Origin of the sequence: Kribbella sp. NPDC056951 (assembly GCF_042674205.1) — a bacterium.
Lineage (GTDB): Bacteria > Actinomycetota > Actinomycetes > Propionibacteriales > Kribbellaceae > Kribbella > Kribbella yunnanensis.
Genome location: NZ_JBHUQZ010000014.1, coordinates 59,388 through 71,634 on the forward strand (window position 1 = coordinate 59,388; position 12,247 = coordinate 71,634).

General features: G+C 66.8%; 11 protein-coding genes. 1 reads left to right on the plus strand and 10 read right to left on the minus strand.

Features of this window, described 5'->3' with window-relative positions; translation table 11 throughout:
- From ACFTSF_RS35640 to ACFTSF_RS35685, 10 genes are all read right to left on the minus strand, one after another.
- Positions 1–816, minus strand: a complete 816-nt coding sequence (locus tag ACFTSF_RS35640) for a carbohydrate ABC transporter permease (protein WP_380159299.1) — start codon at positions 814–816, stop codon at positions 1–3.
- Positions 813–1,688, minus strand: a complete 876-nt coding sequence (locus ACFTSF_RS35645) for a sugar ABC transporter permease (RefSeq protein WP_344149567.1) — start codon at positions 1,686–1,688, stop codon at positions 813–815. Before ACFTSF_RS35645 ends, ACFTSF_RS35640 begins: the two co-directional genes overlap by 4 nt.
- Positions 1,689–1,756: 68 nt before the next feature.
- On the minus strand, positions 1,757–2,782 hold the full coding sequence (locus ACFTSF_RS35650) for a 2-hydroxyacid dehydrogenase (protein WP_380159301.1): 1,026 nt from the start codon (positions 2,780–2,782) through the stop codon (positions 1,757–1,759).
- Positions 2,782–4,236 carry an FGGY family carbohydrate kinase gene (locus tag ACFTSF_RS35655; protein ID WP_380159303.1) on the minus strand — a complete coding sequence of 485 codons (1,455 nt, stop codon included), beginning with the start codon at positions 4,234–4,236 and terminating at the stop codon, positions 2,782–2,784. Before ACFTSF_RS35655 ends, ACFTSF_RS35650 begins: the two co-directional genes overlap by 1 nt.
- A 12-nt stretch (positions 4,237–4,248) precedes the next feature.
- The gene (locus ACFTSF_RS35660; RefSeq protein ID WP_344149563.1) at positions 4,249–5,040 is read right to left on the minus strand and encodes a DeoR/GlpR family DNA-binding transcription regulator; all 792 of its coding nucleotides are present in this window, start codon (positions 5,038–5,040) and stop codon (positions 4,249–4,251) included.
- Entirely contained in the window at positions 5,037–5,642 is a 606-nt protein-coding gene (locus tag ACFTSF_RS35665) for a histidine phosphatase family protein (protein WP_344149561.1), read from the minus strand. The genes ACFTSF_RS35660 and ACFTSF_RS35665 overlap by 4 nt, the downstream gene beginning before the upstream one ends.
- Positions 5,639–6,976 carry an FGGY-family carbohydrate kinase gene (locus ACFTSF_RS35670; protein ID WP_380159306.1) on the minus strand — a complete coding sequence of 446 codons (1,338 nt, stop codon included), beginning with the start codon at positions 6,974–6,976 and terminating at the stop codon, positions 5,639–5,641. Before ACFTSF_RS35670 ends, ACFTSF_RS35665 begins: the two co-directional genes overlap by 4 nt.
- A 157-nt stretch (positions 6,977–7,133) precedes the next feature.
- Positions 7,134–7,367 (minus strand): hypothetical protein, encoded by a 234-nt coding sequence (locus tag ACFTSF_RS35675; RefSeq protein WP_380159308.1) that lies wholly within the window; start codon positions 7,365–7,367, stop codon positions 7,134–7,136.
- A 263-nt stretch (positions 7,368–7,630) separates the two neighbouring features.
- Positions 7,631–10,366 carry a hypothetical protein gene (locus ACFTSF_RS35680; protein ID WP_380159310.1) on the minus strand — a complete coding sequence of 912 codons (2,736 nt, stop codon included), beginning with the start codon at positions 10,364–10,366 and terminating at the stop codon, positions 7,631–7,633.
- Positions 10,367–10,435: 69 nt separating this feature from the next.
- Positions 10,436–10,660: a hypothetical protein gene (locus ACFTSF_RS35685; protein ID WP_380159312.1), complete on the minus strand. Its 225-nt coding sequence runs from the start codon at positions 10,658–10,660 to the stop codon at positions 10,436–10,438.
- Between the two features lie 139 nt (positions 10,661–10,799).
- Here ACFTSF_RS35685 and ACFTSF_RS35690 point away from each other — a divergent pair, with 139 nt between their 5' ends.
- Entirely contained in the window at positions 10,800–12,230 is a 1,431-nt protein-coding gene (locus ACFTSF_RS35690) for a family 43 glycosylhydrolase (RefSeq protein WP_380159314.1), read from the plus strand.
- The last annotated feature ends 17 nt before the right edge of the window (positions 12,231–12,247 follow it).

Below are 12,247 nucleotides of genomic sequence, written 5' to 3' on the forward strand. Positions count from 1 at the left end.
TCATCCCTTCAACGCGCCTTGGGTGATCCCACCGACGATGTACCGCTGGGCGATCAGGAAGATCAGCAGCATCGGCGCGAGGACGAGCAGTGTCCCGGCCATGATCGTCCCCCAGTTGGCCAGCCCTTCCTCGTCCTTGAGGATCAGCAGGCCGACCGGCAGTGTCCGCATCGACGCAGTGTTCGTGACGATCAACGGCCAGACGAAGTTGTTCCACTCCTCGACCGCGGTGATCACCACGACCGTGACGAGCATCGGCCGCGACATCGGCAGCACGACCCGCCACAACGTCCGCAGGTGACCGGCGCCATCGACCGCCGCAGCATCGGTCACCTCGGACGGCAAGGTCAGGAAATGTTGCCGCATCAAGAACGTCGCGAACGCCGACCCGATCCCCGGAATGATCAACCCGGCATAGGTATTGATCCAACCCAACGTTGCCACGGTCAAGTAGTTCGGCAGCAGCGTGACGTGCCCAGGCACCATCATCGCGCCGAGCACCAGGAAGAACAGCACCTTCTTCCCCGGGAACCGCAGATACGCGAACGCGTACGCCGTCAGCACCGCATTGGTCACCTTCAATGCAGTCCCAGCCACCGTGATCACCGTCGAGTTCACAAAGAATCGGTCGAACGGCGCAGCCTTCCACGCCAGCGCGAAGTTCTCCCAGGTGAAGTGATCAGGCCACCACGCAGGCGGCCATTGATAGATCTCGGCCGGCTGCTTGAAGGCCGTCGACACCAGCCAGTACAGCGGTCCGAGAAACACCGCCGCGACTCCGACCAGTACGACGTACTGCAGCGCACGCACCTTCATCGGTAGTGCACCCGCCTCTCCAGCACACGCGCCTGAACGGTGGTGACGACCAGAAGGATGACGAACATGATGATCGACAACGTGGCGGCCCGGCCCGCGTTGAAGGCCTGGAACCCTTCGTTGTAGATCGCCCAACTCAACGTCGTGGTGGCGTCACCCGGCCCGCCGCCGGTCATCACCGCGATCACGTCGAACGCCTGGAAGGTCCCGATCACCGTAGTGATCAACAGAAAGAAGGTGATCGGCGCCAGCAGCGGAAGCTTGATCGCGTGGAACCGCCGCCACGTGCTTGCGCCGTCCATCACCGCCGCCTCGTCGAGCTCCTTCGGCAACCCCTGCAGGCCGGCCAGGTAGATCAGCGCGGCGAAGCCCGCGTTCTTCCACAGGTAGACGATGACGAGTCCGGGCAGGGCGTAGTCAGAGTTGTTCATCCAGTCCGGCCCGCGCAGCAGACCGTAGCCGGGGTCGAAGATGAACAACCAGATGGTCGCCACCGCAGCGCCGGACAGGACATGCGGTGCGAACGCGATCGTCCGAACCGCACCCCGGCCCTTCAGCGGCAGGTTGAACAGGAACGCGAGCGCGAGCCCGATCACCAGACTCCCGGCCACGATCAGTCCGGTGAAGACGACCGTGATCCACAGCGTCCGATGGAACGCCGGATCGGTCAGCGTCCGCCCATAGTTCGCCAGCCCGACGAAGGCCGGCCGGGCCGCAATCATGTTCCAGTCGGTCAGGCTGAGGAACGCGTTGTAGATGATCGGCCAGTACGCGAAGACCGCGATCACCAGGAGATTCGGGGCGACCAGCGCTGCGAACAACCAGTACTCGCGTCGCCGCCGCGACCGCAGACCTACCGGATTCTCTGGCACGCTCCGAAATTATCATTGAAAGACGGTGAGGTAGAGAGAATCTCTGTGATTTTCTAGCCAATTTCACATTAGGCAGTGACCAGCCCTGCAGGATCCGCGCCGGCCAGGTACGCAGCAACAGCCTCCGCGGCGATCGATCCCGCGCGCAAGGCGGTCTGCCGGGTGGCTCCGGCCAGGTGCGGAGTCATCACGACATTAGGTGCGGTGAGCAACCGTGAGCCAGTCGGCAGCGGCTCGACCGGGAAGACGTCGAAGGCAGCTGCCCCCAACTGCCCCGACTCCAGGGCATCCACCGTCGCTTCATAGTCGAGCAGACCGCCACGTGCCGTGTTCACCAGTACGCCGCCGCGCGGCATCCGCGCGATTTCGTCCGCGCCGATCATGCCGCGAGTCTGTTCGGTTAACCGGGCATGCAAACTGACCACGTCCGACCGGCGCAGGAGCTCATCCAGCTCGACGACCTCGATACCGGGCAGGACGCGCGACGGGTCGACGTACGGGTCGGCCACGACCACGTGTGCGCCGAAGGCAAGCATGACCCGAGCGACCCGTTGCCCAATCGCGCCGTACCCGACCAGGCCGACCGTGGCACCATCCAGCTCTCCGCCACATTCGTCGTACGCGTAGAGGTCGCTGCGCCATTCGCCCAGCTCCAGCGTGCGGTGTAGTCGCGGAAGGTTGCGCAAGGCCCCCATCATCAGAGCGACTGCGTGTTCGGCCGCGGCCACGGCGTTGCGTCCAGGCGTGGAGGCAACGGTGATGCCGCGTTTGATCGCGGCCGGCACGTTCACGTTGACCGGACCACCACGGCAGACGACCAAGAAGCGCAGATCCGGCGCAGCATCTAGCACGCGCTCGGTGAACGGACCCATCTGCGTGATCGCCACCTCGACCCCCGGCAGGGCCGCGATCAACTGCTCCTCGGAGTCACTGGCTTCGTCGACCTCCGCCACGGCCGCGTACGGCGTCAGCGGCCACGGCAAGGTGATTTCGCGGAAGTCGAACCGCACGTCCGCCAGCGACTGCAGTGCTGACGAGAGCAGCGAGTTCCGGACGAAGTGGTCGCCGGCGAGCAGAGTGGTGACGGTTCTCATCAAGCTCCTAAAGACGTCGGCGCGGGGTCGGACCAGCGGGCGCGGGCGTTCTCGATCCGGCGCAGATAGTGGGCGTATCCCTCGGCGTAGAACGCGGCCCGGCCGGGATCCGGGTCGACCTGCCGGGTCGACGCGATCCACTCCGGCCCGACCTCGTCGGACGCCGCACGCCGGGCACAGATCACCGCACCACGCGCGGCGACCTGCTCGGCGGCCGTGGTGTGCAGGGGCGCGTTCAGTACGTCGGCCAGGATCTGCGTCCACTCAGCACTTCGCGCGCCTCCCCCGCACACGGTCACCCGGCCGGTCCACCCAGCCGCTTCCAGGCAATGCCGGGCCGCGTAGGCGATCCCCTCGCAGGTTGCCCGGATCAGGTCGGCGGTCGTTGTGGAGAGCGAGAGGCCGTCCAGCGTTCCGCGTGCCCGGGTGTCGACGAACGGCGCACGCTCGCCGGCCTCGGACAGATACGGCAGCACGGTGACGCCTTGAGCGCCGGGCGGACTCTCGGCCAGCAACGCGGGCAGCTGCTCGGTGGTCACGCCGACGAGCGCGAGTACGCGGTCGAGCGCCGCCGTACCGACCATGGCCGGCATCGCGCGCAACCAGGTCCCCGGTGTCCACGTGCCGAGGAACAACCCGGCCGGTTCACCATCCACGGGCAGGTCGCGAGTCACCACCTGGCAGGCGAGCGTCGTACCGACAGTCAGCAGCGCGTCGCCGGGCGCCTCCACCCCAGCCCCAGCCGCAGCGGCTGGAAGATCGTACGGACCCGCGGAAACCCTCGTCCCAGCAGCCATTCCAGTCAACGAATCCCGCAATTCGCCGACTGGTCCGCTCATCGCCACGGGTGCCAGCAGGTGGCGCAACTCCCCCAAACCCGTTGCCGACAAGGCTTCTTCGTCATACGAGCTGGTCCGCGGATCGAGGAACGGCGCCGACGCATCGGACACGTCGGTCGCGCGGACGCCGGTCAGCGCCTGCATCACCACGTCCTTGCAGTACGCCGCAGTCTCGGCGGCCGCGATCACCGCCGGCTCCTCAGCCAGTACGGCGGCCAGCAGCGGACCGGATGCGCCCGGGAACATCCGGTTGCCGGAGCGTCGGAACACGTGGTCGGCGACACCGTCCGTCGTCCACTGCTCGAGGATCCCGCTACTGCGCGCATCCAGCCACGAGATGGCCGGCCGAACGGCAGCTCCCGCGTCGTCAACCAGCCAAAGCCCGTCGCCCTGCGCGGTGATCGCGAGCACGCCCGGCCGAGTTCCCACTGCAGCCGCCAGCTCGCCGACCACCTCGTTGACCGAGGCAACAATCTCTGCAGTCTCGTGCTCGAACCGTCCCACCGACGGGCGAACCAGTCGCGTCGGCCGGGATGCCTCGGCCAGCGGCCGCCCATCCGAGGAGAACGCCACCGCCTTCGTCACTGTGGTGCCGACATCGACTCCGACGTCCATACAAGGTCCCCTCTAGAAGGTGGCGACCTCCACGGTCACACCGTGGTCGCGCAGTGGGCGGATCAGCTCTTCGGGGGTCTTCTCGTCGACCACCACGACATCGAAGTCGCTCAGCGGCGCGAGCCGGTGCAGGGCGGTGCGCTGCAGCTTGGCGTGGTCGACCAGCAGCACCTTGGTCTTCGCGGCCCGCAGCATCGCGCGCTTCACCAGGACGATCTCCTCCTCCTGGTGGAACGCGTGCGTCGGCGAAACCGCCGACACCGAGCAGAACAGCAGGTCGGTGTGCAGCGCCTCGACAGCCTCCGCACACGGCATCCCGCCGAACGAGTCATGCGTCGCCGAATAGATCCCGCCGAGCGCGACCAGGCTGATGTCGCGACGACCGGTCAGCGCGGTGATCGCGGGCAGGAAGTTCGTTGCCACGGTCAACGGTGTGATGTCCTCGAGCAGGTCGACGAGGGCGAGCGCACTGGTCGAGTCGTCGAGCATCACCGACATCCCCGGCTCGATCATCGTCCGGGCGTACCGGGCCAGCGCGGCCTTCTCGGTCTGCGCGGTGTTCAGCCGGTACGCGACATTGCTCTCGAAGACGCTCGTCGGCTGCGCACTCACCCCACCGCGATACTTGCGAACCACCCCTTGCCGTTCGAGCTCGTCCAGATCGCGATGCACCGTCATCACACTCACCCCGAACGCCTCGACCAGATCACTGGCCGACACCGAGCCGTGTTCGACGACGTACGCCGCGATCTCCGCCTGCCGGCGCGCGGGACGACTGAGCTCACCCTCGGGCTCTGTGGTCATGACGGGTTCTCCATTCGTCCTGCGGGAACGTTGTACGACTCGAGTCCCACTGTGCCGTCCTGACGTCGGAAGCGCACGAGCGCCGCGGGACCGAGTGCAGGAAGAAGTCTGCGGTAGTCATTCAAACGGAGGCCGAGCACCCTGCACACCAACAGCCGGATCAGCGTGTTGTGGGCGACCACCAGGACCTTGCTGCCCTCGATCTCGGCGAACGCCTCGGCCACCCGGTCGGCGGCTTCGGCCGGGTCCTCGCCGCCGGGGAAGTGGTCGCGGACGGGGTCGAGCTCGAAGGCCTTGGCCACTGCGGGCGGCAGCTCGGACAGTCGCTTCCCCTCGGCGGATCCGAAGTCGACCTCTCGCAACCGTGCGTCCAGCGTCGGCTCCAAACCGAGCGCTTCGGCGGTCGGGGCGATGGTCTGGCGGGCTCGCAGCATCGGCGAACACCACAACGCGTCAGGCGCGAAGTCGATCGCCCACTCCCGCAACTGCTGGGCTTGCTGCTGGCCGACCTCGTCGATCGGCAAGTCGGACGAACCGGTGTAGCGGTTGCCGTGATGCCAGGCCGTCCGCCCATGCCGGGCCAGCACGATCGTGGTCCTCATCCGCGATACCCCCGCGCATCGAGCTCCGCCACGAAGGCGTCGTACAGGTCGTCGAGGCGGCTCGGTCGCGGCTCGAGGACGCGGTCGACGCGGACCATCCGCCGAGCAGTCTCGGTGACACTGCCCCCAGCGGCCGCGGCAAGGACAGCCATCCCGTACGCCGGGTCTGCGGCCACCGGAAGCTCAACCGGTACGCCGAGGGTGTCGGCGCGGAGCTGGTTCCAATACTCGCTGCGGGTCGCGCCACCGGTTAGCGACACCGTGCGAACCGGGTCGGCCCCGAGCCCGACGAGATGCTCGAAGGCGAGTCGCTCGACGAACGCCACGCCTTGCAGGATCGCGGCGTACCGGTCGAGGTCGCTGTCGATCGCGCCCAACGTGAAACGCTCTGCCTGCGGTGCCACGAAGGGGAAGCGCTCACCCGGCTTCGTCAGCGGGTAGATCACCGCATCGACAGGATGAGGTTTGAACGCATCGAGATCGGCACCCGGCAGGAGTTCGGTCAGTACGCCGGCGCCGCTGCTGGATGCACCGCCGGGAAGCCAGCCGCCATCCGGGTGCAGGTGGCTGTAGACCGCGCCGGTCGGGTCGTCGAGCAGCTTCTCGCTGACGCCTTTGAGGACGAGCGTCGTACCGAGGACGGAGTTCCAGGCGCCCGGAGCCAGTGCACCGGCCGCGATCTGGGCCGCGCAGCCGTCGGTCATTCCGGCGTACACGGGCACACCGGCCGGGGTGCGGCCGAGCTCGGTACCGGGGCGGACGACCTCGGGGAAGATCTCGCTCGGCAGGCCGAGTTTGTCGAAGGCCGCGGTCGGCCAACTGCCGGCGACCAGGTCGTAGCCGGTCTTCAGCGCGTGGCTCGTGTCGGTCGCGACGGGGTGCCCGACGAGATGGGCAGCGACGAAATCAGCACTGTGGATAACTCGTTGATCACTGTCGGCAACCAGGTCGAGGATCTTCGGCAGGGCCCAGGTCGGCTGCATCGAGGTCGCCCAGCGGTCCGGGTCGGCGTCCACGATGTGGACACGACGGGCGGCTGAGCGAGCGTCGTCGTACATCAGCGCAGGTGTGATCGGGCGGCCGGCGCGGTCCGCCAGTAGGAAGGTGCCGGAGGTCGAGCAGATTGCGATGCCCTGCAAGGCCTCTGTGTACGGCGTGATCTCGGCCAGGCACGCGTCGACGGCGTCGAGCCACTGCTGCGGATCCTGCTCGTGGCGGACGCCATCTCGGACGCTGGTCAGCGGCCGCGCCGCGCGGGCGAGGACGTCACCGTCGGGGCCAGCGAGCACGGCCCGCACGCTCTGCGTGCCGAGGTCGATGCCGATCCAGGCCACCCGGGTCCCCCTCCCACTGTTAGGTCAAGTGAGAAGATAACACCGAACGACGTTAAGATGACAGTATGAGTCGGCTCCCGTCCCCACGGGGGCGGACGGGAGCCGGTTCGCCGCCCGCCGACTGCGCCTGTAGTAGGCGGGGCGAACAGCTGGTGATTCAGGCGTGCATCAGAACGAGTGAGGGATCGACGGAGGCCAGCTCCAGGCGGCCCGCATCAACCGATCCGAACGCGCCGAGCGGACCGCTGGCCGGGCGTCCGGTCCAGCTGAGCCAGAAACCCCAGTCATCCGGGGCGTCCGGCCACTCCGGGTCCGGCTCCCAGCCTGGCGGCGGCCGCCAGCTGTCACTGGGCAGCTCGGGCCAATCAGGTGGCGGATTGAATCGGTACACGGGCGGTCCTTCCCAGATTCCCCAGCAAATCTGTGCCGTTGATCCAAACTGTCTGACAGATCAACGACCTGGCGCGCCGAAGGTCACGACTAAATCTTCGTAAAGTTTTCCGGCACAGCCACACATCGAATCACCAGGACCGCGGCACGGCAAGCGATCGCTCACCCTGCGGACTGCACGTGCAGCCGCAGGGTCGGTTGTTGGTTTATCCACAGGCTGTGGGGATATCCACAGAGACAACCGGTTCAGTAACAGACCGTTGCCTAGGGCCTGTTCAGGCGGTCCTTCACGCGGTGGTGGCCGGTGAGCGATTCGGCGAGGGCGAAGCCGAGTGAGCGGTAGGCCTCGAAGTCCCATTCGTCGTAGAACTGGTCGCTGGTGGTCCGCCGCGGGAAGTCTTCATGCCGCTTGGCGTAGACCTCGAGGTCCCAGTCGAGCTGACCCGCGAGCACCGCCTTCACGAAGAAGATCTCCGTCTTGTACGGATCCTCGTTCTTCTTGGCCTCTTCCTCGGTCTGCGGATGGGTCGCGATGCCGTAGACCCAGGCACGATCCGCACGAGCCTTGTTCCCGCGGACCATCGGCGACGGGTCGATGTTGATCTCGATGCCGTGATCCATCCGCGCGGTCGCGATCGCCTCGGCCAGTGCGCTGAACCGGTCCTCGGCGTCGTTCGATGCGTCGATCACGATCACCTGGGCCGGCTTGCGGCGCAGCGCCTCGACCAGACCGAGGTTGTCGTAGTGACCGCCGTCGGTGACGTAGATCCGCCGGTCGTACATCGACGGCGACCCGATCGCCTCGCGCAGCAGCCGGTACGGACCAGGCTTGTCGATGACACTGCCGACGTACCGGCTGAGCTTGGGTGCGAAGCCGGTGACCGGCGGGAACGCGTCCTCCTCGTGGTTGTTCCAGTAGGGGTTGGGCAACCAGACGCCGAGGCGTGCATTCAGTACGGCGAGCAGCAGGCGAATCGGGCGGGTTCGCCCGTTCACGCGGCCGGTCAACGGGCTGAGCGCGGCACCACTCATCGCCATCGCCGCCGGCACCGTCACCTCGCGCAGCAGTACGTCCGCCTCGCGCTCGTAGTCGGCGGTACGGCGACGACCGCCGTCCGGGAGCGACCGGTCGCCGATGATGCCGATGCAGTCCGAGTCGAACACGAACGGCACACAGTCCCGCTGCGTCGGCACAAAGTCCGCGTCTTCAACATTCGCAACGCCCGCAATCACCAGGCGCGGCCCAACCATCTTCGGCTCCGCCACCTTGGGCGCGCCTTCTGCCGGCTGCGCTTCCTGCGCGGGCTCCGGCTCCTGTGGCGGCTCGCTCTTCTTCGGCTCCTCCATCTTTGGCGTCGCCCATTCCGAGTAGCGGAGGCGTTTGTAGTAGTCGATTGCGGCTGCCGAACCGTTGGGCTTGCGCTCGACGAGGAACGCGCGCGACAAGCGCTCGCGGTAGAACGAGTGCAGCGACGTACGGTTCGCATCGGTGAACACCTTGATGCCGACGGCAATCGCCCCGAGGATCACCGCGACACCCCAGTCGCTCGCGAAGTCCTTGTCGGTCGCGTAACCGCCGGTCCAGCGCAGCAGCACGATGGTTGCCGCGAGCACGATGATCGCCGTACCGGCCCAGGGAGCGAGCTTGGTCCGCGCGAAAGCGAGCAGCCGATCCCTGAGCTTGGACGACTCCTTGCCTTCGGTCGCCAACCCGTTCCACACCGAGCGACCGAGACCGATCAGCACCACGACCAACGCACCGAACGACGCGACACCTTGTTTGGTCGGATCCACCAGCGCCAGCAGCTCGGACGGCAATCCGGTATCGCCGGGGAGTTGGCCGACCAGATAAAGCCCGCCTGGTACGCCGAGAAGCAGTACCGCGACCGGAACGCCGTACCGGAGGGAGAAGGTGCTGATCGAGTTCAGCACCTTGCGCACGACGTCAGGCATTCGCGCCCAGCGGTCCCAGACCTTCTCGATCAGGAAGACGGCCGCGCTGATCGCGAGCAGACCGACCGCGAGCGCGAGGAAGTTCCACGATCCGCCGGGCTGCCACTGCACGTCGATCTCGGTGCCTTCGAGCGAGATCACTCCTTGGTTGCCGAGGAACCAGCCGAGGACCCACGCGATCGAACGCAGCACGATGCCGATCAGCAGCAGGTTGACGATGAGTCCGAACAGGACGGACAGACCGGCCAGGAAGATCGCGCGACCGCCTTGCAGCAGGTACCGCGTTTGGCGGCGGAGGCGGGCGAGTTCGGGCGAACCTTGGGCGAAGGGGTCCGGGACGGCACGACGAAGGACGTGGAAGGCGGCCGCTGTGTAGCCGCCGCCGCTCACGCCGATGACGGTGGAAGCCTTGTCGTAGAAGCCTTGTTCGCGCAGGTGTTGCAGCGCGCCCAGGCAGAAGGACGCGGACCGGATGCCACCGCCCGAGCACGTGATCACCAGCTTGCCGGCGTCGGGACTGCCGTTCTGGCTCGGCGAGAACGTGGCCGGCGGCGGTACCTCGACATGGTGCAGCTTCTGCTGGCCGAAGCGGCTGGTCGCGAAGTAGCAGAGCGCGAGGACCAGCCAGCCGACGACGAAGGTCACGTGCATGACCGTGGTGAGCCAGCCGGTCGACAGGTCCGAACAGGCACCGGCGCCGAAGTCCGACCACAGCTTGACGTCCTCGACGACATCCAGGACCGCAGCGAGGAAGACCAGCCACGAACCGACCGCCGCGACCGTCTGCCAGCGCTGGCGATTCAGGAACCGGACGTACTTGTAGCCCCGGTACGCCGCATAGACGTAGGCCATGATGAACGTGCCGTCGACCAGCAAAGACAGTCGACCCGGGATCTCGCAATCGGCGCCGGCCTGGACCGCGTTCCGCATCGGCCATTGCACGACGGCCAGCACGAGCGCGAGCTGCAGCGTCCTGGTGAAGGTTCTGCGTCGCCCGATCTGCTCGATCGTGGCCTCACCCTTGGTACCTTCCGATTCCCCCAACATCGCTCCATGATGACGGGCGGTCACCATCCGCTACCAGGGCTCATCGAGTATCGGCAGGTATCGATCCGGCTACGCGGCGACAGTCGCCGTACTGACCCGGTTCAGGCGAGTGCCCGCGGCAACGGCCTGGTCCAGTACGGCGAGTTGCGCGCAGGCGAGCCGGATCGCCTCGGCCTGGGAGCGGCAACCGGTGGCGTACCAGTAGGGATCGTCGGGCTGACGATCGTCGGCGTCGTCGATGTCGGCGTACCAGGAGTCCTCCCGGTAGTGCACGACCCGCACCTTGAGCTTCATGCGAGCTACGACGCCTGCTGCCGGGCCGTGGTTCCGGAGCCGGCTGTTCGATCCTGGTGTGAACTGTTTACAACGTTGGTAGCGGCATCGTAGAAAGGCCTCTACAACGTTGGCACAGCGGCTCGGAAGAGGTCCTGCCATGAGGTTCGTCCGCCCCATCCTCAGCACGTTGCTCGCCGCCGTCCTGATCGGGACCGTCGTGAGCACCGCACCAGCAGCAGAAGTCCAGGAGGGCTTTGTGGCGCAGTCCCAGACCTTCCGGAACCCGGTGAACCCGTCGGCGGATCCGTCGCTGATGTACTACAACGGCAAGTACTACGTCGCGACCACCCGCGGCGACCGGATCGGCATCTGGTCCTCGGACAGCCTCGCGACGCTGCTGGTCCAGCCCGAGAAGGTGGTCTTCCGCGACAGCGACCCCAGTCGCAACACGCAGATGTGGGCGCCGGCGTTCCGCCACGTCGGGAGCCGTTGGTACATCTACTACACCGCCTCCGACGGCGTGGACGCCAACCACCGCATGTATGTGCTCGAATCGCAGGGCGACGACCCGCTCGGTCCGTACACGTTCAAGGCGAAGATCGCCGACTTCGGTGAGTACGCGATCGACGGTGAGCCGATCACGGTCAACGGCAAGCAGTACTTCGTCTGGACCGGACCCGGCCGCGGTCAGGGCGGACCGGCGCAGCTCTACATCGTGCGAATGAGCAACCCGTGGACGTCCACCGGCTCGCGCGTCGCGATCCCGGCCGACGGCGGTTGCAGCGAGGTCCGCGAAGGACCGACACCCTTGTACGGCAAGGACCGCATCTTCCTGACGTACTCGAGCTGCGACACCGGCAAGCCGGACTACCAGCTGTGGATGAAGAGCCTGGCCAACAACGCCGACCCGATGGTCGCCGCGAACTGGAAGCAGCACCCCGGCCCGATCTTCTCCCGCAACGACTCCACCGGCGTCTGGGGTCCCGGCCACCACTCGTTCTTCAAGTCCCCCGACGGTACCCAGGACTGGATCGCCTACCACGGCAAGAACACCAGCACCTACACCTACGCCTTCCGCACCTCCCGCGCGCAGAAGATCAGCTGGAACGCGGACGGTACGCCGAACCTCGGCAGCCCCCTCGCCGCCGGCGCCACCCAGACCTTGCCCTCCGGCGACCCCGGTTCGGCCAACTACTGGATCAACGACACCCAGACCGGCACCGGCCTCAACCAGGTCGAGTACGCCGGCAACTGGAGCTCCGGATCCGGCTGCGGCAACCAGTGCTTCTGGGGCGACGACCACTGGAGCAGCGACCCGACCGCCTCCGCCACCATCCGCTTCTCCGGCACGAAGGTCGCCCTCCTCAGCGTCGCCGACGCCGGCAACGGCATAGCCGCCATCTCCATCGACGGCGGCCCCGAACAACGCATCGACTACTACAGCTCCATCCGCGTCGGCGAACAACTCACCTACATCAGCCCGACCCTCACCCCAGGCGAGCACACCCTCAAGATCCGAGTCACCGGCGACAAGAACCCGTCCTCCGGCAGCACCGTCATCAGCCTCGACCGCATCGAGGTCTACTGAAACTGGCAAGCTGGTGG

Coding starts and splice junctions, on each gene's coding strand:
- ACFTSF_RS35685 (WP_380159312.1), bottom strand. CDS start 10,660: ATGAAGCTCAAGGTGCGGGTCGTGCACTACCGGGAGGACTCCTGGTAC.
- ACFTSF_RS35690 (WP_380159314.1), top strand. CDS start 10,800: ATGAGGTTCGTCCGCCCCATCCTCAGCACGTTGCTCGCCGCCGTCCTG.
- ACFTSF_RS35655 (WP_380159303.1), bottom strand. CDS start 4,236: ATGGACGTCGGAGTCGATGTCGGCACCACAGTGACGAAGGCGGTGGCG.
- ACFTSF_RS35660 (WP_344149563.1), bottom strand. CDS start 5,040: ATGACCACAGAGCCCGAGGGTGAGCTCAGTCGTCCCGCGCGCCGGCAG.
- ACFTSF_RS35650 (WP_380159301.1), bottom strand. CDS start 2,782: ATGAGAACCGTCACCACTCTGCTCGCCGGCGACCACTTCGTCCGGAAC.
- ACFTSF_RS35665 (WP_344149561.1), bottom strand. CDS start 5,642: ATGAGGACCACGATCGTGCTGGCCCGGCATGGGCGGACGGCCTGGCAT.
- ACFTSF_RS35640 (WP_380159299.1), bottom strand. CDS start 816: ATGAAGGTGCGTGCGCTGCAGTACGTCGTACTGGTCGGAGTCGCGGCG.
- ACFTSF_RS35680 (WP_380159310.1), bottom strand. CDS start 10,366: ATGTTGGGGGAATCGGAAGGTACCAAGGGTGAGGCCACGATCGAGCAG.